Annotated in this window: 21 protein-coding genes; 13 read left to right on the forward strand and 8 right to left on the reverse strand. The window is 45.0% G+C overall.

Features of this window, described 5'->3' with window-relative positions; translation table 11 throughout:
* Position 1: 1 nt before the first annotated feature.
* From A3GK_RS0104055 to A3GK_RS0104065, 3 genes are read right to left on the reverse strand one after another with little or no spacing between them, the layout of a single operon-like run.
* A complete protein-coding gene (locus tag A3GK_RS0104055) occupies positions 2-1,138 on the reverse strand; it encodes a metallophosphoesterase (protein ID WP_018028204.1) in 1,137 nt (378 codons plus the stop codon).
* Positions 1,135-2,502, reverse strand: a complete 1,368-nt coding sequence (locus A3GK_RS0104060; protein WP_018028205.1) for an MATE family efflux transporter — start codon at positions 2,500-2,502, stop codon at positions 1,135-1,137. The genes A3GK_RS0104055 and A3GK_RS0104060 overlap by 4 nt, the downstream gene beginning before the upstream one ends.
* A 4-nt stretch (positions 2,503-2,506) precedes the next feature.
* Positions 2,507-3,214 (reverse strand): Crp/Fnr family transcriptional regulator, encoded by a 708-nt coding sequence (locus tag A3GK_RS0104065; RefSeq protein ID WP_018028206.1) that lies wholly within the window; start codon positions 3,212-3,214, stop codon positions 2,507-2,509.
* Between the two features lie 960 nt (positions 3,215-4,174).
* Between A3GK_RS0104065 and clpP the strand changes: the two genes are divergently transcribed.
* From clpP to A3GK_RS0104140, 13 genes are all read left to right on the forward strand, one after another.
* Entirely contained in the window at positions 4,175-4,882 is a 708-nt protein-coding gene (gene clpP / locus A3GK_RS0104075) for an ATP-dependent Clp endopeptidase proteolytic subunit ClpP (RefSeq protein WP_018028208.1), read from the forward strand.
* Between the two features lie 17 nt (positions 4,883-4,899).
* Positions 4,900-6,171, forward strand: a complete 1,272-nt coding sequence (gene clpX, locus A3GK_RS0104080; RefSeq protein ID WP_018028209.1) for an ATP-dependent Clp protease ATP-binding subunit ClpX — start codon at positions 4,900-4,902, stop codon at positions 6,169-6,171.
* Between the two features lie 339 nt (positions 6,172-6,510).
* Positions 6,511-8,718 (forward strand): DNA helicase RecQ, encoded by a 2,208-nt coding sequence (recQ, locus tag A3GK_RS0104090; RefSeq protein ID WP_018028211.1) that lies wholly within the window; start codon positions 6,511-6,513, stop codon positions 8,716-8,718.
* A gap of 5 nt (positions 8,719-8,723) precedes the next feature.
* Entirely contained in the window at positions 8,724-9,602 is an 879-nt protein-coding gene (locus tag A3GK_RS0104095; RefSeq protein WP_018028212.1) for a DUF3298 and DUF4163 domain-containing protein, read from the forward strand.
* The gene (gene rsmG / locus A3GK_RS0104100; RefSeq protein WP_244860721.1) at positions 9,568-10,239 is read left to right on the forward strand and encodes a 16S rRNA (guanine(527)-N(7))-methyltransferase RsmG; all 672 of its coding nucleotides are present in this window, start codon (positions 9,568-9,570) and stop codon (positions 10,237-10,239) included. The genes A3GK_RS0104095 and rsmG overlap by 35 nt, the downstream gene beginning before the upstream one ends.
* Positions 10,240-10,247: 8 nt before the next feature.
* The gene (locus A3GK_RS0104105; RefSeq protein WP_018028214.1) at positions 10,248-10,871 is read left to right on the forward strand and encodes an MBL fold metallo-hydrolase; all 624 of its coding nucleotides are present in this window, start codon (positions 10,248-10,250) and stop codon (positions 10,869-10,871) included.
* 74 nt (positions 10,872-10,945) lie between these two features.
* The gene (gene gcvP, locus A3GK_RS0104110) at positions 10,946-13,795 is read left to right on the forward strand and encodes an aminomethyl-transferring glycine dehydrogenase (protein ID WP_018028215.1); all 2,850 of its coding nucleotides are present in this window, start codon (positions 10,946-10,948) and stop codon (positions 13,793-13,795) included.
* Positions 13,796-13,977: 182 nt separating this feature from the next.
* Positions 13,978-16,770: a leucine--tRNA ligase gene (leuS, locus tag A3GK_RS0104115; RefSeq protein WP_018028216.1), complete on the forward strand. Its 2,793-nt coding sequence runs from the start codon at positions 13,978-13,980 to the stop codon at positions 16,768-16,770.
* Positions 16,771-16,796: 26 nt separating this feature from the next.
* The gene (locus A3GK_RS10405; protein ID WP_018028217.1) at positions 16,797-17,771 is read left to right on the forward strand and encodes a YitT family protein; all 975 of its coding nucleotides are present in this window, start codon (positions 16,797-16,799) and stop codon (positions 17,769-17,771) included.
* A complete protein-coding gene (gene rdgB, locus A3GK_RS0104125) occupies positions 17,768-18,358 on the forward strand; it encodes an RdgB/HAM1 family non-canonical purine NTP pyrophosphatase (RefSeq protein WP_018028218.1) in 591 nt (196 codons plus the stop codon). The genes A3GK_RS10405 and rdgB overlap by 4 nt, the downstream gene beginning before the upstream one ends.
* A 6-nt stretch (positions 18,359-18,364) precedes the next feature.
* Positions 18,365-19,798 (forward strand): exodeoxyribonuclease VII large subunit, encoded by a 1,434-nt coding sequence (gene xseA / locus A3GK_RS10410; RefSeq protein WP_018028219.1) that lies wholly within the window; start codon positions 18,365-18,367, stop codon positions 19,796-19,798.
* Entirely contained in the window at positions 19,791-20,033 is a 243-nt protein-coding gene (gene xseB / locus A3GK_RS0104135) for an exodeoxyribonuclease VII small subunit (RefSeq protein ID WP_018028220.1), read from the forward strand. The genes xseA and xseB overlap by 8 nt, the downstream gene beginning before the upstream one ends.
* A 12-nt stretch (positions 20,034-20,045) precedes the next feature.
* Positions 20,046-21,557 (forward strand): GH3 auxin-responsive promoter family protein, encoded by a 1,512-nt coding sequence (locus A3GK_RS0104140; RefSeq protein ID WP_018028221.1) that lies wholly within the window; start codon positions 20,046-20,048, stop codon positions 21,555-21,557.
* Between the two features lie 68 nt (positions 21,558-21,625).
* Here A3GK_RS0104140 and A3GK_RS0104145 read toward each other — a convergent pair whose 3' ends face one another.
* The 5 genes from A3GK_RS0104145 to A3GK_RS0104165 form a co-directional block, all read right to left on the reverse strand.
* Positions 21,626-22,312, reverse strand: a complete 687-nt coding sequence (locus A3GK_RS0104145) for a hypothetical protein (RefSeq protein WP_018028222.1) — start codon at positions 22,310-22,312, stop codon at positions 21,626-21,628.
* A gap of 45 nt (positions 22,313-22,357) precedes the next feature.
* Positions 22,358-22,813, reverse strand: a complete 456-nt coding sequence (locus A3GK_RS0104150) for an RNA-binding S4 domain-containing protein (protein ID WP_018028223.1) — start codon at positions 22,811-22,813, stop codon at positions 22,358-22,360.
* Positions 22,791-23,402, reverse strand: a complete 612-nt coding sequence (pth, locus tag A3GK_RS0104155; protein WP_018028224.1) for an aminoacyl-tRNA hydrolase — start codon at positions 23,400-23,402, stop codon at positions 22,791-22,793. Before pth ends, A3GK_RS0104150 begins: the two co-directional genes overlap by 23 nt.
* On the reverse strand, positions 23,389-23,997 hold the full coding sequence (locus A3GK_RS0104160; protein WP_018028225.1) for a DUF3109 family protein: 609 nt from the start codon (positions 23,995-23,997) through the stop codon (positions 23,389-23,391). Before A3GK_RS0104160 ends, pth begins: the two co-directional genes overlap by 14 nt.
* Positions 23,998-24,082: 85 nt before the next feature.
* Positions 24,083-24,721 carry a 50S ribosomal protein L25/general stress protein Ctc gene (locus A3GK_RS0104165; protein WP_018028226.1) on the reverse strand — a complete coding sequence of 213 codons (639 nt, stop codon included), beginning with the start codon at positions 24,719-24,721 and terminating at the stop codon, positions 24,083-24,085.
* Positions 24,722-25,143 lie beyond the last annotated feature (422 nt).

Here is a 25,143-nt window from a genome sequence, read left to right on the forward strand (position 1 = left end):
ATTATTTCTCCCCTTCTAGGTTTAGGTGAATAATCACCACTTCGCTGAGAGTGCCAAGCAATATAGGTGAAGACGAAAAGCCCAATCCAGAGCTAGTAATATAATGCGTTACTCCTCTGTGTAGATATCCATAAGAGTTTTCAAAATTGAGCCATACTAACCACTTAAAAGGGATAAACTGGCCATCGTGAGTGTGTCCATGCAGAGCTAAGTCAATTCCTAGATCCCGCTCCACATCTGGTTCAATGGGTTGGTGATCAAGCAAAATGGTAGTGGCTCCCTCTGGTACCTGCTCCACAAGTGATTTCAATGGAAGTCGATTACTCTCATTATAGGCATCATCACGGCCGATCAGATAGAGGGAGTCCGATAGCTGCACCACACTATCCACAAGGAGCGTGCCCACCTCATCTAACCACTTCCGCTTAGGCTCATTATCTATATAATACTCATGATTACCGAGCACATGAAAGATACGCGACTTATCAGAGTGCAAGCTAAGGAGTAGCTCAGATATCTCAGGGTCCCGCTCCACGTAATCAAAGTAGTAATCCACCTGATCCCCACCTACCAATACATAGTCTGGCTGCTCATCTTGCACCATCTTTACCATCTTCTGTAGCACCTCCTTTTGCACCAGTTCACCTATGTGTAAGTCGGTAATAAAGGCCACCTTAAGTTCTTTCGGAGTTCCATTGTAGGGGAGTGTGATGTGGTAGTGCGTTGCCACTGGATTTATGGAGTTGTAATAGCCTTTAATACAGAGCGCTCCAGTAATAGGAAGCAACACGATGAGAAGCCAACTACGTAATTTTAGCCTTAGTTCTGCCTGCTTCACCACATTAAGTTTCCCCAAAAGCCAAATGATGAAGTAGCCACAGAGTAGGGGCATCATTAGGATCACTATAAATACATAGTAATTGGTAAATAGAGAGGTGCCCACTCTTAGATACTCACCCCTAGAGTGGTAAAGCACCTTAGATATCACGATCACCAGGAAGTATAGTAGTTCGAAAACAACCCAACCAATCGCTATCCTACGCCACTGAGAGCCTTTTTTAGTGGCCCACCATACGCAAAGTAGAAACAGAGCATTCAGTAGCACCTGTCCCGCCAGGGATATCAATAGCATCCTCATACTTTCTTTTCCTCTTTATGTTTCCTGAAAAATAGCACGATTAACGTTAAAGATATGGTAAAAGAGAGCACATCAGCCACCGGAGTTGCCAGCCAAACCCCTTTCAGCTCCCATATCATTGGAAGGAAGTAGATCAGAGGGATCAAAAAGGCTACCTGCCTAGAGATACTAAGGATCATTGCCTGCTTCGCCGAACCAATACTTTGGAAGAAGTGGACACAAGTTACCTGAAAACCAACAGCCCAAAACGCCATATTCTCAATCCTCACAGCCTCCTTAGAGACACGGATGAGCTCATCATCAGTAGTGAAGCACCGCACCAGCCCCTCTGTGAAAAGCTGAGTAATCACGATGCCCACCACTCCTATTATTACGTTGAGCCTCACCGTTTTGATAAAAGCTTCCTTCACCCTATGGATATTTCCTGCCCCAAAGTTATAGCCCACTACCGGTTGCATTCCAATAGCCAAACCGAGGATAAATAAAAAGATAGTGGTGCTAATACTATTAGAGATCCCATGGGCACCCACCGCATAGTCGCCTCCATAAGCTACTAGGCTACTATTCTTAAATAGGTGCACCATACTTGCTGCCAATTGCATCACAAAAGGTGCTACCCCAATACTCAGAATCCCCCATACATAGCCCCACTGGAGCTTGAAATTCTTAGCACGAATGCGGAGAAAGGCACCAGTATCTGTAAAGTGATGCATCACAAAGAGCATACCCACAAACATGCTCAGCACCGTAGCCCATGCTGCTCCCTTGATTCCCCATCCTAGTCCGAAAATAAATAGGGCATCAAAAGCCACGTTCAGCACCGCCCCAATAATCATCGTCACCATCGCTTTGCGAGGATACCCAGTCGCCCTCATCACCGAATTGTACGAAAAAGTGAGGTTCGCAAAGATATTCCCCGGGATCACTATCCCTAAGTAGTCCATGGCATAGGGAATCGTATCAGCCGAAGCGCCAAAGGCATAGAGCATCGGTTCCATCAGTAGGTAGCAGAGAGTGATGGTAGAGAGACTCAATACTACAGAGAGCACAAAGGCATTACCCAATAGATTTTCCGCTTCTCCTCGCTTCTTCTGCCCAAGCAAGATAGAGATCCTAGAGGAGGCTCCTACACCTACTAGGATCCCAAAGGCTTGTAAAAAGATAAGGATCGGAAAGGTGAGTGCCAAGCCCGAAATCGCCAAGCCTCCCACCCCTTGTCCAATAAAGATCCTATCCACCAAATTGTAGAGCGAATTGACCATCGTCCCCACAATCGACGGTACCGCATAATACCTGAGTAGCTGCCCAATAGGAAGCGTGCCCAGGTCATACGTCGTGATCGTGTTGCCTTTACCTCCGCCCATACTTTTATCCTAGCCTGCTAATCCGCTGAAGCTTCTCTTCATCTAGCACCTTAATCCGTCGCCCATTCAGAGCCACTACCCCCTCCTCCTGAAAGGAGCGAAGCGTCCGCACCGCATTGCTAGTAGTCATATTACTTAGGTCCGCCAACTCATTACGCGTCAGATAAGCCCTAATAGTCCGCCCGTCTGCCTCAGTGCCATACTTTCTCCGCAAAAGTAGAAGCGACTCCGCCAGCCGGCCCCGCGTGTGCTTTTGGGTCAGCGTAATCGTCAATTGATTGCGCTCCCTTAGTCGCAAGGCCAGGTCATTCATAAAGTAGAGCCCCACACTCGCATTGCTACGAATGATCGTCTCCAGGCTACGGATCGGTACCAAGCAAATAAGACTCGTCTCCACTGCCGTAGCACTCGTTAGCGGGTTCTCTCGTGCAAAGTAGGCTTCATAACCAAAAAACTCACGTGCCCTAACGAGACTGAGTATCTGAGTGCGGTCAGCCTCCTGCGTCACCTTCACCTGCCCATCCACCAAGATAAATGCATTCTGCGGAATCACCGTAGCATCATAGATCACCTCACCACGTTTATAGATATAGTAACTGCTCCAGATCAAGAGCTCCTCCCGCTCATGATCCGAGAGAAGCCCCCAAAGCTGTGGCATAATATTTGATAGGTGCGGGCTATGCTCCTTCTTTACTTCACTTCTTTCTTTCATCACATCTCTCTAAACCTCCTACAAAGGTACCAATTTTTTACCTCATCATACCTCTATGGCACAATGGTGCCAGAGGTCGCGTTGTACGTCGCACCTACCTAAGAGCAGACACCTGAGTACCAAGCGTTGAAGAGCTCATAGAGAGAGGGCTTGAATGGGCGTATACACAAAGGTAGATGAATAACGCTAAGGCCTTCATAAAAGCTCTATCCTAGTAGAGTGAAAAATGAGATGCAACTAAGCAATCGGCGAGATGCAACTAAGCATTTGCCGAGTTGCAACAAAGCAAAAGCTTTCTTGCAACTCAGTAAGCGATTTTATATAGTATTGAGTTTTAGGCAATTGCGACTAGGGTCTCTATGCCCCCTATTTTAGGTGGATTTTCACCTTGTTATGTGGGTCGAATATTGTAGAGACTGTTGCACGAAGGCGATCTATGGCGTTGCTATCGGAATTCGGGTTCGATCACGTACGTGAGTACGCTCCCTTCACCCTCATCCTCAGCGCCTTGCATCTCATCCTTCGTACAAAGTCTCGGCACATTTGAAGCAAATGTGCGAGAATGGCACTTCGTGCAACATTCTCATTGTAGTACCTCGTGGTGGTAAGTATGGATTTGGTACTGATATAGTTCCTATGACTGGTATTTATAATGCCCTTCCCCGCCACTCTCTCCTTCGTCAAAGTGGAACCTAATGTGAAAACCGAAAGGTTGGTTGGGGAAGGAGTGAGGCGAGATGGTGTCTTGCTATTTTCCCTAAATATTAAAACCTTGATGCACCACTTTACCTCCGAGGGTCTATTTTTTTTTGAAGCTTTAATAGTGAAACGGGTGTGGATCTCACTATTTATATATAAGTTTGCTCATCAAAAGGGTAGGTGACAAAGTGAGGGCAGATTGCTTTCGCTTAGTAGGTTGTCCTTTGAAAGTGTGAATAATATATATATGAGTATATGAATATGTTGAGTAATCAAGAGATGGGGCGGGAGTTTGAATTGTATGCACATAAGCATCTTGGGATTAATTCTCAATTGGTGAGTGACTATACTAAGATGGTTAGCAGCAGTGCTGTAGCGGAGGGGTATATCTCTCCCACCATTATAGAGGAGCGGCAGATGAATGTGGCACAGATGGATGTATTTAGTCGATTGATGATGGATAGGATTATCTTTCTTGGCTCCGGCATTAATGATTACGTGGCCAATGTGGTGCAGGCACAGCTGCTCTTCCTAGAGACGAGCGACCCTGGCAAGGATATTTCGCTCTACATTAATAGTCCTGGTGGCTCCGTCTATGCTGGCTACGGGATCTATGATACGATGCAGTATATCAATTGTGATGTGAGCACCATTTGCACTGGAATGGCGGCAAGTATGGGCGCGGTATTATTAGTGGCTGGTACAGAGGGAAAACGGTATGCGCTCCCTCACTCTAGGGTGATGATACACCAACCGCTGGGTGGTGCTCAGGGTCAGGCGTCGGATATGGAGATCACGGTACGGGAGATCATCAAGGTGAAGCAGGAGCTCTTTGAGATACTTAGTCGACATACTGGCAAGACGGTAGAGGAGATTGCCAATGATAGTGACCGCGACTACTGGATGACTGCCGATGAGGCGCTCGCCTACGGTGCGGTGGATAAGGTACTTCGGAAAGAAACTAAGTAATAGTCTATATTGTATCAATGGCAAAACGAAATCATTCGGAGCACAATCAGGAGGAGCGGTGTGATATCTGTGGGCGGCCTGCCAGTATGGTGGACTTCTTGGTGCCGGGGCCGGTGGGAAATCTCTGCGATGAGTGTGCTACTACGGTTCATAAGGCGGTAGAGGAGGTGCGGCATCAGCAAGCGCATAGGGGGAGGTTCGCTCTGCCAAGTATGGATGAGCTGCCTAAACCTCGTGAGATGGTTGCTTTTCTAGACCAGTATGTAATTGGGCAGGAGGAGGCAAAGAAGACCCTATCCGTGGCTGTCTACAATCATTATAAGCGACTGATCTACAACGAGCAAAATGCTTCGAAAACTAAGCTGAATAGTGGCGATGCTCATGATGTAGAGCTCCAAAAGAGCAATATCATGATGGTAGGACCTACTGGCACAGGTAAGACTTTAATCGCCAAGACGATTGCAAGGATGCTCAAGGTGCCATTTACCATTGTGGATGCGACTGTATTTACCCAAGCTGGCTATGTGGGGGAGGATGTGGAGAGTATCCTCTCGCGATTGCTACAAGTGGCAGACTATGACGTGCAGGCAGCTGAGCGTGGAATCGTCTTTATAGATGAGATGGATAAGATCGCCCGCAAGGCGGATAACCCCAGTATCACCCGCGATGTGGGGGGTGAAGGGGTGCAGCAGGGGCTCTTGAAACTATTGGAGGGGGCCGATGTGAATGTACCACCTGAGGGAGGTCGTAAGCATCCGGAGCAGAAGATGGTGCTAGTGAATACGGAGAATATCCTCTTTATCTGTGGAGGTGCGTTTGAAGGCATTGAGCGGAAAATCGCTAAGCGCAAGAATACTCGTGTGGTGGGCTATGCAAATAAAATGAGCCATCGTTACCTCGATAGTGATGACGAGAGCCTACTGAAGTATGTTGAGCCTGCCGACTTGAGGTCATTCGGATTGATTCCCGAGCTGATCGGTAGGGTACCGGTACTCACTTATCTGACCCCACTCGGTCGGGAGGCACTGAAGTCGATACTGACGGAGCCAAAGAATGCGATCGCGAAGCAATATCAAAAGTTGATGTCGCTAGAGGGTATCACTCTGGAGATAGATGATGCAGTGTATGAGCTGATTGTGGATAGAGCTATTGCTCTAAAGACAGGGGCTAGAGGGCTGCGCTCGATATTTGAGGAGCTTATGCGAGATGTAATGTATGAAGCTCCATCATCTTCTAAAAAGAAGGTGCGGGTGACGGCTAAGATGGCGGAGGAGATCTTGGGTGAATAGGGTATGCCCTTTTTGGGCGGTGCCTGATCGGACAGGTCTGACGACCGATAGAAGGTGACGCAAGGCTTTTTAATTTTGAGCCTGGTGGGGTGCCCAACTCACAAGGCGTCGAGGAAGATGGGGTATGGGGTTCTTCCCAGTTGGTCGGAGCTATCGCTCCTCCGACATGGGTGCTACAACAAATCGGATCTCCTCGGAGACCCTTGTAGTGGGGAGGGTGGTGGAGTTTATTTTTTTGAGTGGTGTGGTATTTGTAGGTGGTATCAACTTTTTTTGGTACCTTTAAGCATTGGAAGTTTTTAGGACTTATGAATTAAGTGTTTTTTAGGAGAACTCTCTATGAATGCTCTAGATACTATTGATAGCCAATTGAAAGCTAAATTGTTTAAGGTGTTGAAGCAGTTTTTTGGCTTTGATGCCTTTAAGGACTTGCAATTTGAAATCATCAGCAGTGTATTGGGGGGGCAAGACACCTTTGTCTTGATGCCCACTGGTGGTGGAAAGTCGCTCTGCTATCAATTGCCTGCTCTAGTATTAGAGGGGACGGCTATCATCATCTCTCCATTGATTGCCTTGATGAAAAATCAGGTAGATGCATTGCGTGCCAATGCAAGTGATGAGAGGATTGTGCATTTTATGAATTCCTCTCTCTCTAAAGCTCAGTTAGAGCAGGTGCATGATGACCTGAGAAGTGGGGTGACGAAGATGCTTTATGTGGCACCTGAGAGCCTGACAAAGAAAGAAAATGTGGATCTGCTGCATGAGATTAACGTCTCATTTTATGCCGTAGATGAGGCACACTGTATTTCGGAGTGGGGTCATGACTTTCGCCCAGAGTATCGAAGGATACGAGAGGTGGTGGAGGAGATTATGGTACGCCCGATTATCGCTCTTACCGCTACTGCCACGCCTGTGGTGCAGGAGGATATCATTAAGTGCTTGGAGATGAAGCAGCCCAATATCTTTATGAGCTCTTTTAACCGTCCCAATCTGTACTATGAGGTACGGAAAAAGGATGAGGATATTGATAAGGATATCATTAAGTTTATTAAAGCACATGAGGGTAAGACCGGCATCGTATACTGTATGAGCCGGCGTAAGGTGGAGCTATTTGCAGAGGTGCTGAAAACGAATGGCATCAAGGCGATGGCTTACCATGCGGGTATGGAGAGTGGGGTGCGTGCAGAGGCACAAGACTCCTTTATCAGTGAGGATATTGATGTGATTGTAGCTACCATCGCATTTGGCATGGGGATTGACAAGCCCGATGTGCGATATGTGATCCACTATGATATCCCGAAAAGCTTGGAAAGCTACTATCAGGAGACGGGAAGGGCGGGGAGAGATGGAGGCGAAGGAATTTGCATTGCATACTACTGCGATGAGGATATTCAGAAGCTCCGAAAGCTCTTACAGAGCAAAAACAAAAGTAATAATGAGCGTGAGGTGGGTCGCCAGCTACTTGATGAGATCACTGGCTATGCGACCTCTCCGATATGTCGAAGAAAGTATATACTACATTATTTCGGTGAAAAGTATCATTTTGATAATTGTCATAACTGCGATAATTGTTTGAGTCATAGAAAATCTGTGGAAGCAAAAAATGAATTACGATCTATTCTTCAGGCAATTAAGAGCTTGAAGGAGGAATTTAAGACAGAGTATATTATCAACTTTGTAATGGGTGTGGATAGTGCCGATATTGAGAACTTTTGCCACACCGAATTAGAAGAGTTTGGCTGCTGTAGTGATATGGAGGTGGAGGTGGTTGAAACGATCCTACAGCAAGCTCTGATTGATGGTTATATTGAGAAGGATGTAGAGCGTTTTGGCGTGGTGGAGCTCACCAAAAAGGGGAAAACCTTTATCAAGAGCCCAAAATCTTTCCAGATACATATAGAGGATGATGATGACTTAGAGATCCCCACAGAGGAGAGTGCTACTGGAGGCGCAGGAGTGGCTGATCCACAGTTATTCTCAATTCTAAAAGACCTGAGAAAGAAGATGGCGAAGCAGTTGGATCTGCCTCCCTATGTGATTTTTCAGGAATCGAGCCTACAGGATATGGCTACCTTTTATCCTATCAATGAAATGGAGCTCCAGAATATTTCGGGGGTAGGACTGAGTAAGGCAAAGAAGTATGGCAAGCCATTTTTGGAGGTCATTAGTGAGTATGTACATGATAATGAAATAGACCGCCCTGAAGATATCCGTATTCGTACGGTGCCTAATAAGTCGAAGCTAAAGGTCTCTATCGTGCAAATGATCGACCGAAAGGTATCCCTAGAGGATATTGCCAATACTTACAATCTCGACTTTCCCGAATTGCTCAGTGAGCTGGAGGCAATCGTATATAGCGGCACGAAAATCAATATCAACTACTTTATTAGTGATGTAATGGAGGAGGAGGCTATTGATGAGATCTTTGACTATTTCAAGCACTCAGTGACGGATGATATTGAGACGGCTATGAGTGAATTGGGAGTATATGAAGAGGAGGAGATAAGGCTGATTAGAGTGAAGTTTATTTCGGAGATGGCGAACTAAGTTATATGAAAGGAAATAGGGTAATTGGGGCGCTGGTGGGGACTTTATTGCTAGCCCAAGTTTCTTGTACGAAAAGTAAGCAGATTGATTCGCTTGACGGCTTGGTTACTTGGGAGGCTGTAGAGGCATCGACTGAGTATATTGACCCTTACGTGCTTGAAGAGTGGGAAGGCGATGATGCCATGCCATCGTGTAAAGTAGATATAAAAATGTCGTATCCGACTTTTTCGGATAATAACTATACCGAGATACAAGACAGCTTGGTAAAGTCTATAGCGCAGCGAATTTACCCGGCTCCTTTGGAAGACTTTTCAAAAGAGGGAGTCAAGGCTCATCTCGAAAAGTATGTGGAAGAGCAGGTGGGAGATTATAAGCTCGACTTAGAGCAGGCTAAAAAGCTCAACTTTGATGTTGGCTCCTACAGCGTTTTCAGCCGAGAGTATGAGTATAGCGATAGTATTACTTATTCGGAGCATGGTATTTTGTCTTTGATTTCGAAGACAATTGAATACTCAGGTGGCGCACATGCCAATCAGTTCGCTTCTACCCTTAATTATAATCTAAATGATAAGGCATTAATTACTGTTTCGTCGCTATTCAAGGAGCCTAATGATGAGGATTTGCTCGACTTGTTATTTAATGCTTTGATGCACTCTTTTGAGGTGGAAACACGTGAAGAACTTGAGTATAAGGGGGTCTTCAATTATCATGCCTTAGAAGTGACCAATAATCTCTATTTTGATAAGGATGGCATTACGTTTTACTACAATCCATACGAATTGGCTACTTACTCAACTGGTCCGATAGAGTTGCATCTATCTTACGACGAATTGGCCCCTTACTTTACTAATGAATACAAGAGACTTGGAAAGCATGGCGAGTGAAATAAGGGAGGTAATTGGAAGGTATTTCCCCAATCTTTCGGAGAAGCAGTGGGAGCAGCTGGAGGCACTTCCAGCACTTTATAAGGAATGGAACGAAAAGATCAATGTGATCTCACGGAAGGATATTGATAATCTAGTGGTTAATCATATTCTGCACTCTATGAGTATCGGTTTGTATACCGATTTCAAGCCGATGACCGCTATTCTAGACGTAGGTACGGGGGGCGGTTTGCCTGGAATTCCTTTGGCTATCCTGTTCCCCGAATGCCAATTTACGCTTATTGATAGCATCGGCAAGAAAGTGAAAGTGGCAACAAGTATTAAAGAGGCTATAGGGCTAAGAAATACTTTGGTGCTACAATCGAGGGCTGAAGATATGGGAGCAGGGTTCTTTGATTTTATCGTTAGTCGTGCAGCGATGCCTATGAAGAATCTAGTTCGTATTGGAGAGGATATCATTGATACGAGCGACCAATCTAATACCTTGAGAAATGGGGTGATTGCGCTCAAAGGCGGTGATCTTACGGAGGAGCTAAAGCCATTTCGCAAGTCGATTAAGGAGGTGGAACTGAGTACTTATTTGCCAGATTTGCCTTTTTTTGAGACGAAGAAGATAGTTTATTACCCTGTTAGATAATCTCTATTATGCTACAATATAAGCGGTTTACGGTGAATATGGTACAGGTCAATTCCTACCTTCTATGGGATGAGACCAATATTGCTTGTATCATTGACCCTGGCTTTTCGAATGAAAGGGAGTGCCAAATGCTCTGCAACTTTATGGAACAACACCAGTTGCAACTGGAGCGGTCGTTGGCGACGCACTTGCACTTTGACCATGTGCTAGGGGCAAGGTTTATAGAGGAGCACTTCGGGATTGAAACGGAAGCGACTTCGCTCGAGATTTCGCGTCTCCCTTCTATTGAGCAGCAATTAGTGGCCTTTGGTATTCCTGCCGAGGAAGGTAGTTTTTCTTTTACTCCAAAGCCGTTGAAGGGCTCTGTGCACTTCGGTAATACGACGCTGGAGGTGCTGAAGACCCCTGGACACTCGCCAGGGCATGTGACTTTTTACGACTCCACTAGTGGGGTAATGCTCTGCGGTGATGTGCTATTTAAGAATGGAATGGGGCGCTATGACTTATGGGGTGGAGATTATGGCACGTTGATGAACTCAATAGGCCAATTACTGCAATTACCAGAGGAGACGGTGGTGCTATCGGGGCATGGTCCAGAGACAACGATTAAGGCAGAAAGAGCTAATTTTTGAACACAACAATAAGAGGCCTAAATCTGTTATATAACTGATGACAAACAACACTTTACAAGATAAAACAAATGCGTATGAACACCAATGATTTTACAATTCGTCACGTGGGGGTAACCAACCACGATGATGAGCAGAAGATGCTGAAGAGCATCGGGGTAGAGAGCATTGATAAGCTCTTAGACAAAGTTTATCCTGCAAATATTAGGCTCAAAGAGGAGCTGGACCTACCTGAGCCTATGACGGAGCGGGAGCTGATAGAGCATATCAATGAACTCGGACAGAAAAACAAGGTATTTACCTCTTATATCGGTATGGGATGGTATGATACCTATACACCAGCTGTTATCCAGCGTAATGTGCTTGAGAATCCAGGGTATTACACCTCTTATACTCCTTATCAGGCAGAGGTTTCTCAAGGTCGCCTTGAGGCTCTATTTAACTTCCAGACCGTGATTACGGAGCTTACAGGCCTTCCTCTAACCAATTGCTCGCTACTAGATGAAGCTACTTCTGGTGCGGAGGCTGCCTCTATGTTGTTGAATATTAGAAGTAGAAAGCGTAAAAATGCTAATAAGCTGTTTATTGCCGAGGATCTATTCCTCTCTACGAAGGGTGTGATCCGTACTCGTGCAGCCCGCTGGAATGTTGAGGTAGTAGAGGGTAAGGCTTCTGACTTTAACTTCGCAGAGGACTACTTTGGTGCTATCGTACAATATACTAATGACCACGGTGAGATAAAGGACTATAAGGAGTTTATCGCAAAAGCTAAGGAGAAGGAGATTAAGGTGGCTGTGGCTGCAGACCTTATGTCGCTCGTGCTGCTCACTCCTCCAGGTGAGATTGGCGCGGACATTGTCTTTGGCTCAGCTCAGAGGTTTGGAGTGCCTATGTACTTCGGAGGTCCTTCTGCTGGGTATTTGGCTTCTACCGATGAGTACAAGCGTGTAATTCCAGGGCGTATTGTAGGTATCTCTAAGGATCCTAATGGAAAGAATGTTTTCCGCCTAGCACTACAGACGCGTGAGCAGCATATCAAGCGTGAAAGAGCCACCTCAAATATCTGTACAGCACAGGCTTTGCTCGCCACGATGAGTTCTTTCTATGCTGTGTATCATGGCCCTGAAGGCCTTAAGGATATAGCTGGCCGAATCCATACTTATGCTGTAGTACTCAGCAAAACACTAGCTAAAATGGGCTATACTCAGTCCAACAAGCAATTCTTTGATACCCTTTATATCACTGGGTTGAGCAAAGATGAGCAAAGCAAGATTAGGGAGATTGCTCTTGATTGCCAAGTAAACTTCAGGTACTATGAGGATGGGGCGATTGGTATTAGTGTAGATGAGACAACACTGCTATCCGACCTTGGTACTCTATACTATATTTTTGCTACTGCTAAGGGTATTGAGGTGCCTACGCCTGAGTTACCAAATGAGTACATTCAAGTGGAGGATCAGTTCCGTAGGACCAGCGACTTCCTACAGTTTGAGGTATTCCAAAAGTACCATACTGAGACGGAGCTGATGCGCTACATTAAGCGGCTAGAGAAGAGGGATATTTCTCTAGCACAGAGTATGATCTCTTTGGGCTCTTGTACTATGAAGCTCAATGCTGCTGCAGAGCTCTTTATCCTCTCTAATCCTCAATTTGCCTTTATCCACCCTTATGCTCCTGCAGATCAGACGGAGGGGTATATTGAAATGCTAGATAATACAGCCAGCTTGCTAGGTACTATCACGGGTCTACCAGGAGTGTCGTTTATGCCAAATTCTGGTGCGGCTGGTGAGTACTCAGGTATTCGTGTCATAACTGAGTATCTCAAGGCTCAGGGAGAGACTCAGCGTGACCTTATCATACTGCCAGCCTCAGCACACGGTACCAACCCTGCTACAGCATCATTGGCAGGTTATGAGATTATCATTGCCGATACGGATGCCGATGGTAATATTGATGTGGATGACTTCGTGAAGAAGGCTACGGATAATAAAGACCGCTTGGCTGCAACTATGATTACCTATCCTAGTACCCATGGTATCTTTGAGGCAGAAATACGTAAGTTGATTGATACGGTACATGAGTGTGGTGCCCTGGTATATATGGACGGTGCCAATATGAATGCACAGGTCGGTTATACCAATCCTGGATTTATGGGTGCTGATGTATGCCACCTCAATCTGCATAAAACCTTTGCTATACCTCACGGAGGTGGCGGTCCAGGCGAGGGTCCAATATGCGTTACTGAGAAGCTAAAGCCTTATTTGCCAAGCCACGCTGTAGCTTATGGGCACGACTTTATCCCTGTAGCTGCTGCTCCATTTGGTAGTGCTGCAATTGTGGGAATTACCTATGCCTACATCCGTATGCTAGGTCGTGAGGGTCTAAAGCGTGCAACCAGTACAGCAATCCTCAATGCCAACTATATGGCGTCTAGGCTGAAGGACACTTATGGTATTACTTATAGTGGACATACTGGCTATGTAGGTCACGAGCTGATTCTTGAGTGCCGCAAGGTGAAGGAGATGAGCGGTATTGACGAAAATGATATCGCTAAGCGTCTGATGGACTTTAATTACCATGCACCTACGCTATCATTCCCAGTTCACGGTACACTGATGATTGAGCCTACCGAGAGTGAGTCGCTTGCTGAGCTAGATCGCTTTATCAGTGTGCTGGAAACGATTTGGGATGAAATCCAAGAAGTGGCTAATGGTACTGCCGATAAGGAGGATAACGTTTTGAAGAATTCTCCTCACCCACTTTACGAGGTGGCTGGTGATAATTGGACCCATCCATATTCACGTGAAAAGGCTGCCTTTGCACTACCATATCTAAAGGATGATAAGTATTGGACTAATGTGGGAAGAGCAGATAATGGATTTGGTGACCGCAACCTTGTTGCTACCTATTCATGCTGTGAGTTTTAGTCCGTATCTTTGGACGTAATAACTATACTGATATTTAGGGGCAAGGCAGAAATGCTTTGCCCCTAAATTTGTTTATGCATTTTATTGAGCCCCAAACATTAGGCAATACAAGCTGAATTGAGTAACTTTGCACAATAATTGTAGGGGAGTGTGATTTTGTTTTTTCGGATGTAATAAATGATATGGAGTACAAGTTTACAGAGATAGAAAACAAGTGGCAACAGTATTGGAAGGAGCACAAGATATACAAGGTGACTGAGGAGGGCTCTAAACCTAAGTTTTATATCTTGGATATGTTTCCTTATCCCTCTGGAGCTGGATTACATGTGGGACATCCACTCGGGTATATTGCCAGTGACATCCTAAGTCGATATATGCGACATAAAGGGTATAATGTACTCCACCCTATGGGTTACGACGCCTTTGGTTTGCCAGCTGAGCAGTATGCTATTCAGACAGGGCAACACCCAGAAAAGACGACTCAAATTAATAGCAAGAGGTATCGTGAGCAACTTGATAGCATCGGCTTTAGCTATGATTGGAGTAGGGAGGTGATGACTTGCGATCCAAAGTTTTATAAGTGGACTCAATGGGCATTCATTGAAATGTTTGAAAGCTACTATGATAATGTCGCTGAAAAAGCCCAACCAATCACAGAGCTGATCAAGCACTTTGAGCAATGTGGTACGGAGGGGCTTGATGTGGCATGTAGCGAAGAGCTGAGTTTTACTTCAGATGAATGGCGTTCTAAGAGTGAAATCGAGCAGCAAGAGGTGCTGATGAACTATCGTATCGCCTATCAAGGTGAAACGATGGTGAATTGGTGCGCTGGTCTTGGAACGGTACTTGCCAATGACGAGGTAAGCGAAGGCCTTTCAGTACGTGGTGGCTTTCCCGTAGAGCAAAAGCTGATGAAGCAATGGCAATTGCGCGTATCGGCTTATGCCAATAGATTACTTGAGGGGCTGAACAAACTGGAATGGAGCAACTCTCTGAAGGAGACTCAAAGGAATTGGATTGGCAAGTCTTCAGGAGCGTTGGTGCAATTCCAGCTCCAAGATTGCTCGGAGGCTATCACAGTATTCACCACACGACCTGATACACTTTTTGGTGTGACCTTTATGGTATTGGCTCCTGAGAGTGAATTGGTAAGTAAGGTGACCACTCCTGAGCAGGCTGAGCAGGTACAGGAATACCTGGATAGGACCAAGAAGCGTACTGAGAGAGAGAGAATGATTGACCACTCTGTGAGCGGTGTCTTCAGTGGAGGGTATGCGATTCACCCAGTCACTAAGTCTCCTATCCCAATTTGGATAAGCGACTATGTACTGGCGGGTTATGGTACTGGTGCGGTGATGGCGGTGCCAGGCCACGATACAAGAGACTTTGCTTTTGCTAAGCACTTTGAGCTACCAATTATTCCTGTAGTGAAGCCTAAAGGTGTTGAAATCGCCGAGGATCCTAATGAGTGGGAGGAGGCTGTAGATAGTCAAGAAGGGGTGATGATTAACTCCGACTTCCTTAATGGTTTAAAGGTGAAAGAAGCGATCTATAAAATGATCGACTTCTTACAGGCACAGAAGATAGGATGCCGTAAGGTTAACTATCGATTACGTGATGCTATATTTTCACGTCAGAGATATTGGGGCGAGCCTTTCCCTATCTACTATAAAGAGGGGATGCCCTATGCTTTGGACAAGAGCAAGTTGCCATTAATCTTGCCTGAAGTTGATAAGTTTTTACCTACAGATAGTGGTGAGCCACCACTCGGTAGAGCCAAGAATTGGACTACAGAAGAGGGGTATCCGCTTGAGCTAAGCACTATGCCTGGCTTTGCAGGAAGCTCGGCATACTACCTCCGATATATGGACCCGCACAATGATACTGCTCTTGTTTCTAAGGAAAAAAATGAATATTGGAGGGAGGTAGATATCTATTTTGGTGGTTCCGAACACGCTACAGGTCACTTGATCTACAGCCGCTTTTGGAATATGTTCCTTTACGACTTAGGCTATGTCTGCGAGGAAGAGCCCTTTAAGAAGTTAGTAAATCAGGGAATGATCCAAGGACGCTCCAACTACGTTTACCGTATTAAAGGAAGCAATCAATATGTGAGCTTGAATAAAAAGAAGCAGTACGATGTACAGCCTATTCATGTGGATATCCATATTGTGCACAATGACCGCCTTGATATCGAAGCGTTCAGAAAGTCAAAGCCTGAATTTGCAGATGCAGAGTTTATCCTTGAGGATGATGGCACTTACATTTGCGGATTTGCCGTGGAGAAGATGAGTAAGTCGTACCTCAATGTGGTCAACCCCGATGATATTATTAGAGAATATGGGGCGGATACACTAAGAGTATACGAAATGTTTTTGGGGCCTTTGGACCAATCCAAGCCTTGGGATACCAATGGTATTGACGGCGTCTTCAGATTTCTACGTCGTACCTATGCACTACTCTTTGATTCCAGTGACCAGCTCTCAATTTCTGATGATAAGCCGACTTCAAAGGAGTTGAAGGTGCTACATACTTGTATTATGAAGGTAAATCAAGGGCTTCAAAGCTACTCTTTCAACACCTGCGTAAGTGCCTTTATGATATGTATCAATGACCTCACCGCTCTTAAGTGCAATAACCGTAAGATATTGGAGGAGTTCACTGTGCTATTAGCACCATTTGCTCCGCACTTAGCGGAGGAGATGTGGCATCTGCTAGGCCATAATGAGAGTATTGTAGATGCTCCATATCCAGTACACAACGATGCTTATCTTAAGGAGAGTGAGATACAGTACCCGATCTCTTTCAACGGCAAGGTGCGTTTTCAGCTCACTCTTTCAGCAGAGATGAGCAAAGAACAAATTGAGGAGGAGGTACGCCAATCTCCGGAGCTAGAAAAATACTTAGACGGCAAGGCGATCGCTCGCATCATTGTGGTGCCTGGCCGAATAGTCAATATTGTTACCAGTAAATAAATTAACTTTCATATCATAATAAGAACATGCAGTCGAAAAAAACTTGGTCCATAATCAAAGATTATGTGTTCATCACATTAGGATTACTGATCTATCTAGTTTCCTATTTTTGCTTTATCTATTACCACAAGATTACAAGTGGAGGCCTTGCTGGTATCGCATCAGTGATTAGCTGGGGTTTTGACATTCCCTTCTCTGTCCCTTACAACGCCATTAACTTTACACTACTATTAGTGGCTATCAAGGTACTTGGATGGCGCTTTAGCCTTAAAACTGTTTACAGCGTCGCTTTCCTAGGCCTTTCTACCACATCTATTGAGCAGTATATCCTACCTGCATATCATGATATGATCCCATTGCAAGATAATCCTGCTTTGGCGATGATTATTGGTTCAATAATGATCGGTATTAGCTTAGGAATTGTCTTCTCCATGAACGGATCTACTGGAGGTACAGATATTGTGGCGGCCATTATAAATAAGTATAGACAGGTCTCTATCGGTAGAGCACTGATTTACATTGATGTGATTACTATCACTGCCAGCTGGTTTATCTTCAAGAGCCCTGATAAATTGGTCTTCAGTATGCTACAAGTATTGATCACCAACTCCTCCGTTGATTATTACCTTAATGGGTCACGGCAGAGTATGCAGTTCTTCATCATTACAAGGAAACATCAAGAGATGGCCAATGCTATTCTCAAGGGTGTTAATAGAGGGGTAACCTTCTTAAATGGTGAAGGAGCCTACTCACACCAGGAAGTTAAAGTATTGATGGTGATTGCTAAAAAGACTGAGAGCATCAATATTTTTAGAATTGTAAAGGATGTAGACCCCAATGCCTTCATCACTCAGACACTCGTTAGAGGTGTGTATGGTCAAGGATTTGATGTGATCAAAGTGAATAATAAGAAGAAGATTCAGACACAGGCTCCAGATGGAGTGGCATTAAAAGAGTCTGAAATGGAGACTGTTAATCATCCAAGTGAGCTCAAAGGATGAAGCTGTTATTTGCTACTCATAACCCACATAAAGCCCAGGAGATAAGAGATATATTCTTATCTTCTGGCTCTGCTTTAGAAATTACCTCGCTCGTAGAGTTGGGGGATATGGAGGAGATAGTCGAGTCGGGTGATACTTTGGTTGAAAATGCTTTAATCAAAGCACGAGAAGGATATGCACGTCACGGCTTAGACTGCTTTGCCGATGATACAGGGCTAGAGGTAGAGGCCTTAAATGGCCGACCTGGAGTTTACTCAGCAAGGTATGCTGGTCTAGAGTGCAGAGCGGAGGATAACATCCAAAAGTTGCTAGGCGAACTGCAAGGTATTCAAAATCGTAGTGCTCGCTTTCGCACGGTGGTCGCCCTTATCTTGGATGGCAAAGAGCACCTCTTTGAAGGAGTTGTCAATGGTCAAATTATTGATCATAAAACTGGTGCAGAGGGGTTCGGATATGATCCTATTTTCCAGCCCAATGGCTATTCAATTACCTTTGGAGAGATGAGCGAGTCCGAGAAAAACAAGATCAGCCATAGGGGAATGGCCATCCAGAAGCTGATAGCTTTTCTTAAAAATCAAGAGGTTTAATTCATTATGGGATACGATGCACCACTTTCAAAGCCACAGCAACAAAGCTTCCAAGCAATAAAGCTTAGCGAACTATTGGGCTATGTCAAGGGGGTGCTTAATAATGCTCTTGGAGGGTACTACTGGATCACTGCCGAAGTCTCTAATATCAGCCAGTCTGCACATAATGGGCATGTCTACTTTGATCTTGTCGAGACGCAGAATGGCATTAAGAAAGCATTCGTAAGGGGTAATCTATGGTCGGGTCGTGCTTCGCAAGTATTGCCTCGTTTCTACCAAGTGACTGGTGGACCCATCACTTTCGGAATGGAGTTGATGATGCTAGTGAAGGTTGATATGCATCTTCAATATGGGCTTTCCCTGACTATTTATGATATTAATCCTGAGTACACTTTAGGACATCTGGAGCGATTACGTCAGGAGACCATCAACAAACTCAAGGCTGATGGTATATGGGATCTAAATCGCCAGCAGTACCTTCCAAGTCTTATCCAGAGAGTGGCGGTGATTACATCCGCTACAGCTGCAGGGTGGGGCGACTTTCAAAAGCAAATCTTCCAAAATCCAGTCGGTAGACTTCTTAAGATTACGCTGTTTTCATCAATGATGCAGGGTGAGGGAACCACCGCCTCTATTGCCAACTCACTTACCAAGATCGCAGAAAACCTTGAGGATTTTGATGCCGTAGTAATGATCCGCGGTGGGGGAAGCAAGATGGATTTATCTGCCTTTGATGATTATTTACTCTGTAGTCTTGTTGCCAATTTTCCGCTACCGATTATTACCGGTATAGGTCATGAAAAAGACCTCTCTGTGGCCGATATGGTTGCTCATACACCCCAAAAAACGCCGACCGCAGTTGCCGACTTTCTCCTAAGGCGAATGGAGTTAGTCGTTACTCAGCTATTTAATGCTGAGAGCAGACTTGAGGCTATCCTCACCGAGTCAATGGAGAAGTCAAGTCAAAAGCTAGACTACCTATCGCAGAGAAGCCAACTTATTTTAGGCCAAATCGAACGGAAATCACTACTCCAACTCAGCGACTTTAGCCACTCTCTTGAGAGAAATCTAAGCTTGCGTCTAAGACTTGAGACAGATAGAGTTCATTCTAATCAATTACACTTGGAGCATCTGCTACAGCTCCACAATTCAAAGAACCACCAAGGGGCGCAGATGATTACTTACCTTTCTCAGAGGCTAACTTCTTGGCTGAAAAACTTGCCTCGGAAAATGCTCGAAACTCAGGAGCAGTATGAGCGGATGGCTGAGCTACATAGTCCTCAAAATATTATGAAGCGCGGCTTTCTGCCAGTGTTGAAAAATGGTGAGCCTATCCAAAGTGTCCATTCATTAGAATTATCAGATAGCCTAAAGGTGTTATTACTTGATGGGGAGATTACCACAAACATTCAATCTATAGAGAAAAAAGAAGATGAATAACCAAGATACAGATATAGAGCTAACGTACGATCAGGCGGTTGCAGAGACAGAAGCGATCCTAAACGAGTTGGAAAGTCAGCAGTTACCTATTGACCAAATCCTAGCCAAGAGCAAAAGGGTGGTAGCTTTAATTGCCCACTGCCGAAAGGAGATCTCAAAGGTAAGCGATGAGGTGGATAATATCCTCAGTGAATTGAAACAAAACGAATCAAAAACCAATTCACAAGAGCAGTAATACCCAATTACTATGGATCTGATTACCTCCTTCATCTATAAAGCAATGTCTTTTCGCCTTCGTAAGATAGAGCGATACACTACAAAAAGCGACTCCATACAAATGGCTCAGCTAGCACAGGTGCTGAAGCGGTTGAATAATACAGCTTATAGCACAAAGTATAGCAAGAAGCCCATTCAATCATACGAAGAATTTAGCAAGAGCATCCCAATTGTGGAGTACGAAAATCTTCGCACCTTTGTAGAAGAGATGCTTAAGGGAGAGAGAGGGCAGCTCTTTTCTGAAAAGTGCCAGTGGTTTGCCACATCAAGTGGTACATCAGGTGGACGGAGCAAGTATCTACCAGTTCCCAATTCTCATCTTCGAAAATGTCACTATAGAGGTGCTTCCGATACTCTTTGGCTCTATTTGGATACACGGCCCGATAGCCAGTTTTTCAAACATAAAAGTTTAGTTATTGGCGGAAGTCATAGTCCCAGTCAGTATGGTCGAGGAACTCATACGGGCGACCTATCAGCTATCCTAGTCCAAAATATGCCATTGCTAGGCCAGCTTTATAGAGTTCCCTCCAAAAGCACACTGCTAATGGGCGAGTGGGTATCCAAGATGCAGAACATAGTGGAGGAGGTACACAGCGAGGACGTTGGTAGCTTATCAGGTGTACCGAGTTGGATGCTTGAGACCATTATGGCTATTTTAGAGAAGACCAATAAGCAACACCTTTCTGAAGTTTGGCCTAATCTCGAAGTATTCTTTCATGGTGGCATCAGCTTTGAGCCCTACAGAGATAAGTACCAATCCATTATCCCAAGTAGTAGGATGCAATATCGAGAGACTTACAATGCAAGTGAAGGCTTCTTTGGCATCCAAAACGACCCTTCGGATAAGTCTATGCTACTGATGCAAGACTACGGTATATTTTATGAATTCATCCCGATGTCGCACTTTGATGACCCAGAGAGATCGGCCATACCACTTTGCGATGTACAGAAAGGCGTCAATTATGCGATGGTGATCTCCACATTGGGCGGGCTTTATAGGTATGTGATAGGAGACACCATTCAGTTTACCGAGCTCAGCCCATACAAGTTCGTCATCACAGGTCGCACAGCCAGCTACATCAATGCTTTTGGAGAAGAGCTTATGGTGCACAATGCCAATGATGCTATCACCACAGTCGCCAGTGATATGGGGCTTACGGTGCTAGAGTATACTGCAGGTCCGCGATTTAACCTGGACAAAGCCAATGGTTATCACGAGTGGGTCATTGAGTTTGAAAAAGCCCCATCCGATCCCACTTTCTTTATGGACCAACTAGATAAAGAGCTCTGCAAGGTCAATAGTGATTATGATGCCAAAAGGTACGCCGATATGGCACTGCTAATGCCAAAGCTAGTTATTGCCAAGAAGGACCTCTTTAGAGAGTGGTTAATCAAAGAGGGAAAGCTAGGCGGACAGCATAAGATTCCCCGACTCAAAAACGATGCAACGCTTCTTGACCAGCTAATAGAACTGAATAAATAGACAAATATATAAAGAGACTTCTAGGATATTTCCCTATGAAGTCTCTTTTTTAATTGCTATGTCCAACTCTACTGCTCTTTTATTTCACCCAATTGGATGGCGATATACCACTTGGTGTCTAGACCATTGGGGTCGTAGAGTAGGTCTTGTATCGCTTGTTTGCCTTTCTCCTTGGCTTTTTCCCATGCCAGTTCGGGGATAGGCTCGGAGTAGTCGCACCTGAAGTCACCACCTTTGTAGTAGGCTTCGGGAAGAAAACAAACGCCAAGTATTGGTGAGGTGAGGCTTTGCTCCTCCTTGCTACAAGTTATCTCAATTTGATCGTAGTATCTTGGTACAAAGCCGAAGATGCCGTGGGCGTAAGCATCTAATCGGATCTCATCTTCAGCCAAAAGGTTGGGGTTGTTCAGGATAAGTTCTTCTTTGGACTCTCGTACATCAACGTAGGTGGGCATAGACTTTTCGTCTACCAACTTGTAGATGATGGTCACCTCTCCCTCTTTAATCTGGTGGTAGAGCTTTTCCCTCACCTCCACTTGCAGTGTATTGATGCTGGACTTGGATTTCTGAGGGGCGACAAACTTAAAGTAGTTGGGGCTAGAGGTCAATTCTTTGGTGACTAGGGGGTGATTCATCAATGGCCCTTTGAACCTTTTGCCATCCCACTCATTGGTCTTTAGATGCTGATTTGCTTCATCGATCATCTCCTGAATGGTGAGTGGTACTCTTTTGAATGGTCTATTCTCTTTCTTCATATACTTATATCTTTTCTATCAATTAATAGTTGGGATGGGACTTGCTTATTCGTCCCAAAAGTCAGTCCAATCGTCGTCGTTATCCACGTCATCAAACGAATCAATAAACCAATTGGGATTTGTTTCGCTTTGTATAAACTCCTCAAGGTCTCGGCGCTCTTTTTTAGTTGGTCTGCCGGTGCCTTTTCGTCTGCCTGCTTGGCTAGTCATTCTATGCAGCTCCCATAGGTCATATTCGCTCTGTGGGGTCAGGTTCCTTTGGTAGATATGCACTAGCTTTGGTCCGACCCTATTATTCAAAAGCTGAAGCACCTCAAGCGAAAGGGTCATGGGCGGTTTCCTCACCTCTATTCTGTCACCCACCTTGATCATAGATGAGGGTTTCAGAGTACGTCCAGAGATAGATACCCGCCCTTTTTTGCAAGCATCAGCCGCGATAGAGCGTGTCTTGAATACTCTAGTAGCCCATAGCCACTTATCAATTCTCTGTAGTTCGCTCATCCTCTCTCCTCTTCTTCTTTGAGTGGGTATTGAATTGATTCATTGTCCGCTCTAGCCCTGCCAAGCAAAATGAACGAACTATCTCAGCTCCATTCTTGCAGATCTCGGGTAAGAGCTGCTGCTCCTCATCATCAAACGTCCCGAGCACATAGTCAATTTGAGCTCCCTTGGGATAATCACTTCCTATGCCAAATCTTAGTCGGGCATAGGCCGAGGTGCCTAGCGTGGCTTCAATATGTTTAAGACCGTTGTGCCCACCTGCACTTCCTTTCCCTTTGAGACGAAGCGTGCCAAAGGGCAGTGCTATTTCATCGACAATTACCAGCAGACGCTCGAGTGGCACCTCCTCCTCTTTCATCCAATAGCGAACCGCATTGCCACTTAGATTCATAAAGGTAGAAGGCTTGACGATGACTAGCTCTTTATTCTTTATCTTCACTCGAGCAACACTTCCATATCGCAGCGATTGAAATTTTAAGGGATCACCAACGAGTGCATCAGCAATCATAAAGCCGGCATTGTGCCTTGTCCCTTCGTACTCCGAGCCAATATTTCCTAGCCCAACGATTAAAAACTTATTGGGATTCATCTCTCCTTTTTTCTTTGTTCTGAAAATAGAGCTCAGCTTGCTCCACAAGTTGCTCATACCATTCTTTTCCATAAGCTCTAATAAGAGGTTCTTTCAAAAATTGATACACCCTGAGGTTTAGCTTGCGACCCAACTCGCGTGCTGGTTCGCATATGGGCACCCACCTTGAGTAGTTGAGTGCTTTCTTGCCATCCCTTAATTGCGATACCCTGATTGGATAGAGATGACACGATATTGGCTTGTAGAAAGACCGATCAATCCCCTCTGTATAGCACTTCTCAAAAGCACACCGCACGGAGTGGTCCCTCTCAAGGCATGTAAATACACACTGCTCTCCGTCGATGATTTGTGTGACCAAGTCGCCATCGACATCTTCGTACATTAGCCCATGCTCTTCAATATACTTTAAGTGCTTTTCAGGTAAAAGCCTCTGGACGTTGGGGAAAGCATTGCAGATCATCTCCACCTCCTCTCGCTCAATGGGGGCGCCAGACTCTCCCTCGATGCAGCATGCCCCGTGGCAAGCCTCGAGGTCACAGCAGAAGAAGGTCTCTAACACTTCCGAGCTAACTATGATATCTCCAACAATGATCATCTATTTAATATAAAAAAGACGGGGCAAGTAGCATATACTCGCACCCGTCTTTTCGCTTATCTGTAAATGATTTCTTGAGATGCGATTACTCTGCTGATTGTGCTGCGTCACCAGATTCTGCAGACTCCTCAGTTGTCTCCTCATCTTCCTCCTCAACGCTACTAGCAGCAGAGCGAGAAGTACGAGTGACACGTACGGCACAAACTACAGCATTCTTAGAGTTGAGCAATTCAAGATTGTCGAAAGATAGATCCCCAACCTGAATGGTCTTGCCAATCTGAAGTTTAGACACGTCGATGTGTAGACGCTCAGGGATATTCTCATAAAGCGCTTTCACACGTAGTTTACGCATATCAAGAGTGAGGTTACCACCGGCACGTACACCGACAGCGTGGCCATCAAGCACCACAGGTACTTCCATAGTGATTGGCTTCTCCTTTGAAACCTCTAGAAGGTCAATATGAAGAATATGATCAGTAACAGGGTGGAACTGAATATCCTGAAGGATACATGTGCGTACTCCTGCACCTGTATTGAGCTCAATGACAAAAATATCAGGAGTGTATACAAGATTTCTCAAATCCTTCTCCTTGACGGTAAGCATTGTAGCCTCTTTGCCATCTCCGTAAATCACTGCAGGAACTAGACCCTGCTTGCGAAGTGCCTTCGCCTCTTTCTTGCCTTTGCTCTCGCGAACTTCGGCGGCTAGTTGAAATGTTTTCATTTCTAATGATAAATTAATGTGTTACTCAAAATTAGCCTCTTCACTAATTTCCCATCACACTGGGAGCTTTCCTGAAAAAGCACTGCAAAGGTACTAATAATCTCGCATATCTGCCATAGATCTGCTGTGACCTCAATTCCGCAGGCTGAGTTTTTATTGCTTTAGTCGGGTACTTATTGATTGTTTTTTCTTGTGTCCCGACTTTTTTAGCAGACTAAAGGCTTTATGTAGAGGTCTGCGTATTCTCTATTTATCTCTTTATGATGTATTCATTGCGTTGTTTTGTGTAAATCCTACGTCTTTTGGCACTCCTATTGCCATCTTAAGATGCCATTGTCTTAAAGTGGTCATGTGCTTGTCTTGCCTGTCTATCAGCCTTCTCCTACCCATCGCACATCTGTTCTACATACCATCGCTGTAAA

The organism is Porphyromonas somerae DSM 23386 (assembly GCF_000372405.1).
GTDB lineage: Bacteria > Bacteroidota > Bacteroidia > Bacteroidales > Porphyromonadaceae > Porphyromonas_A > Porphyromonas_A somerae.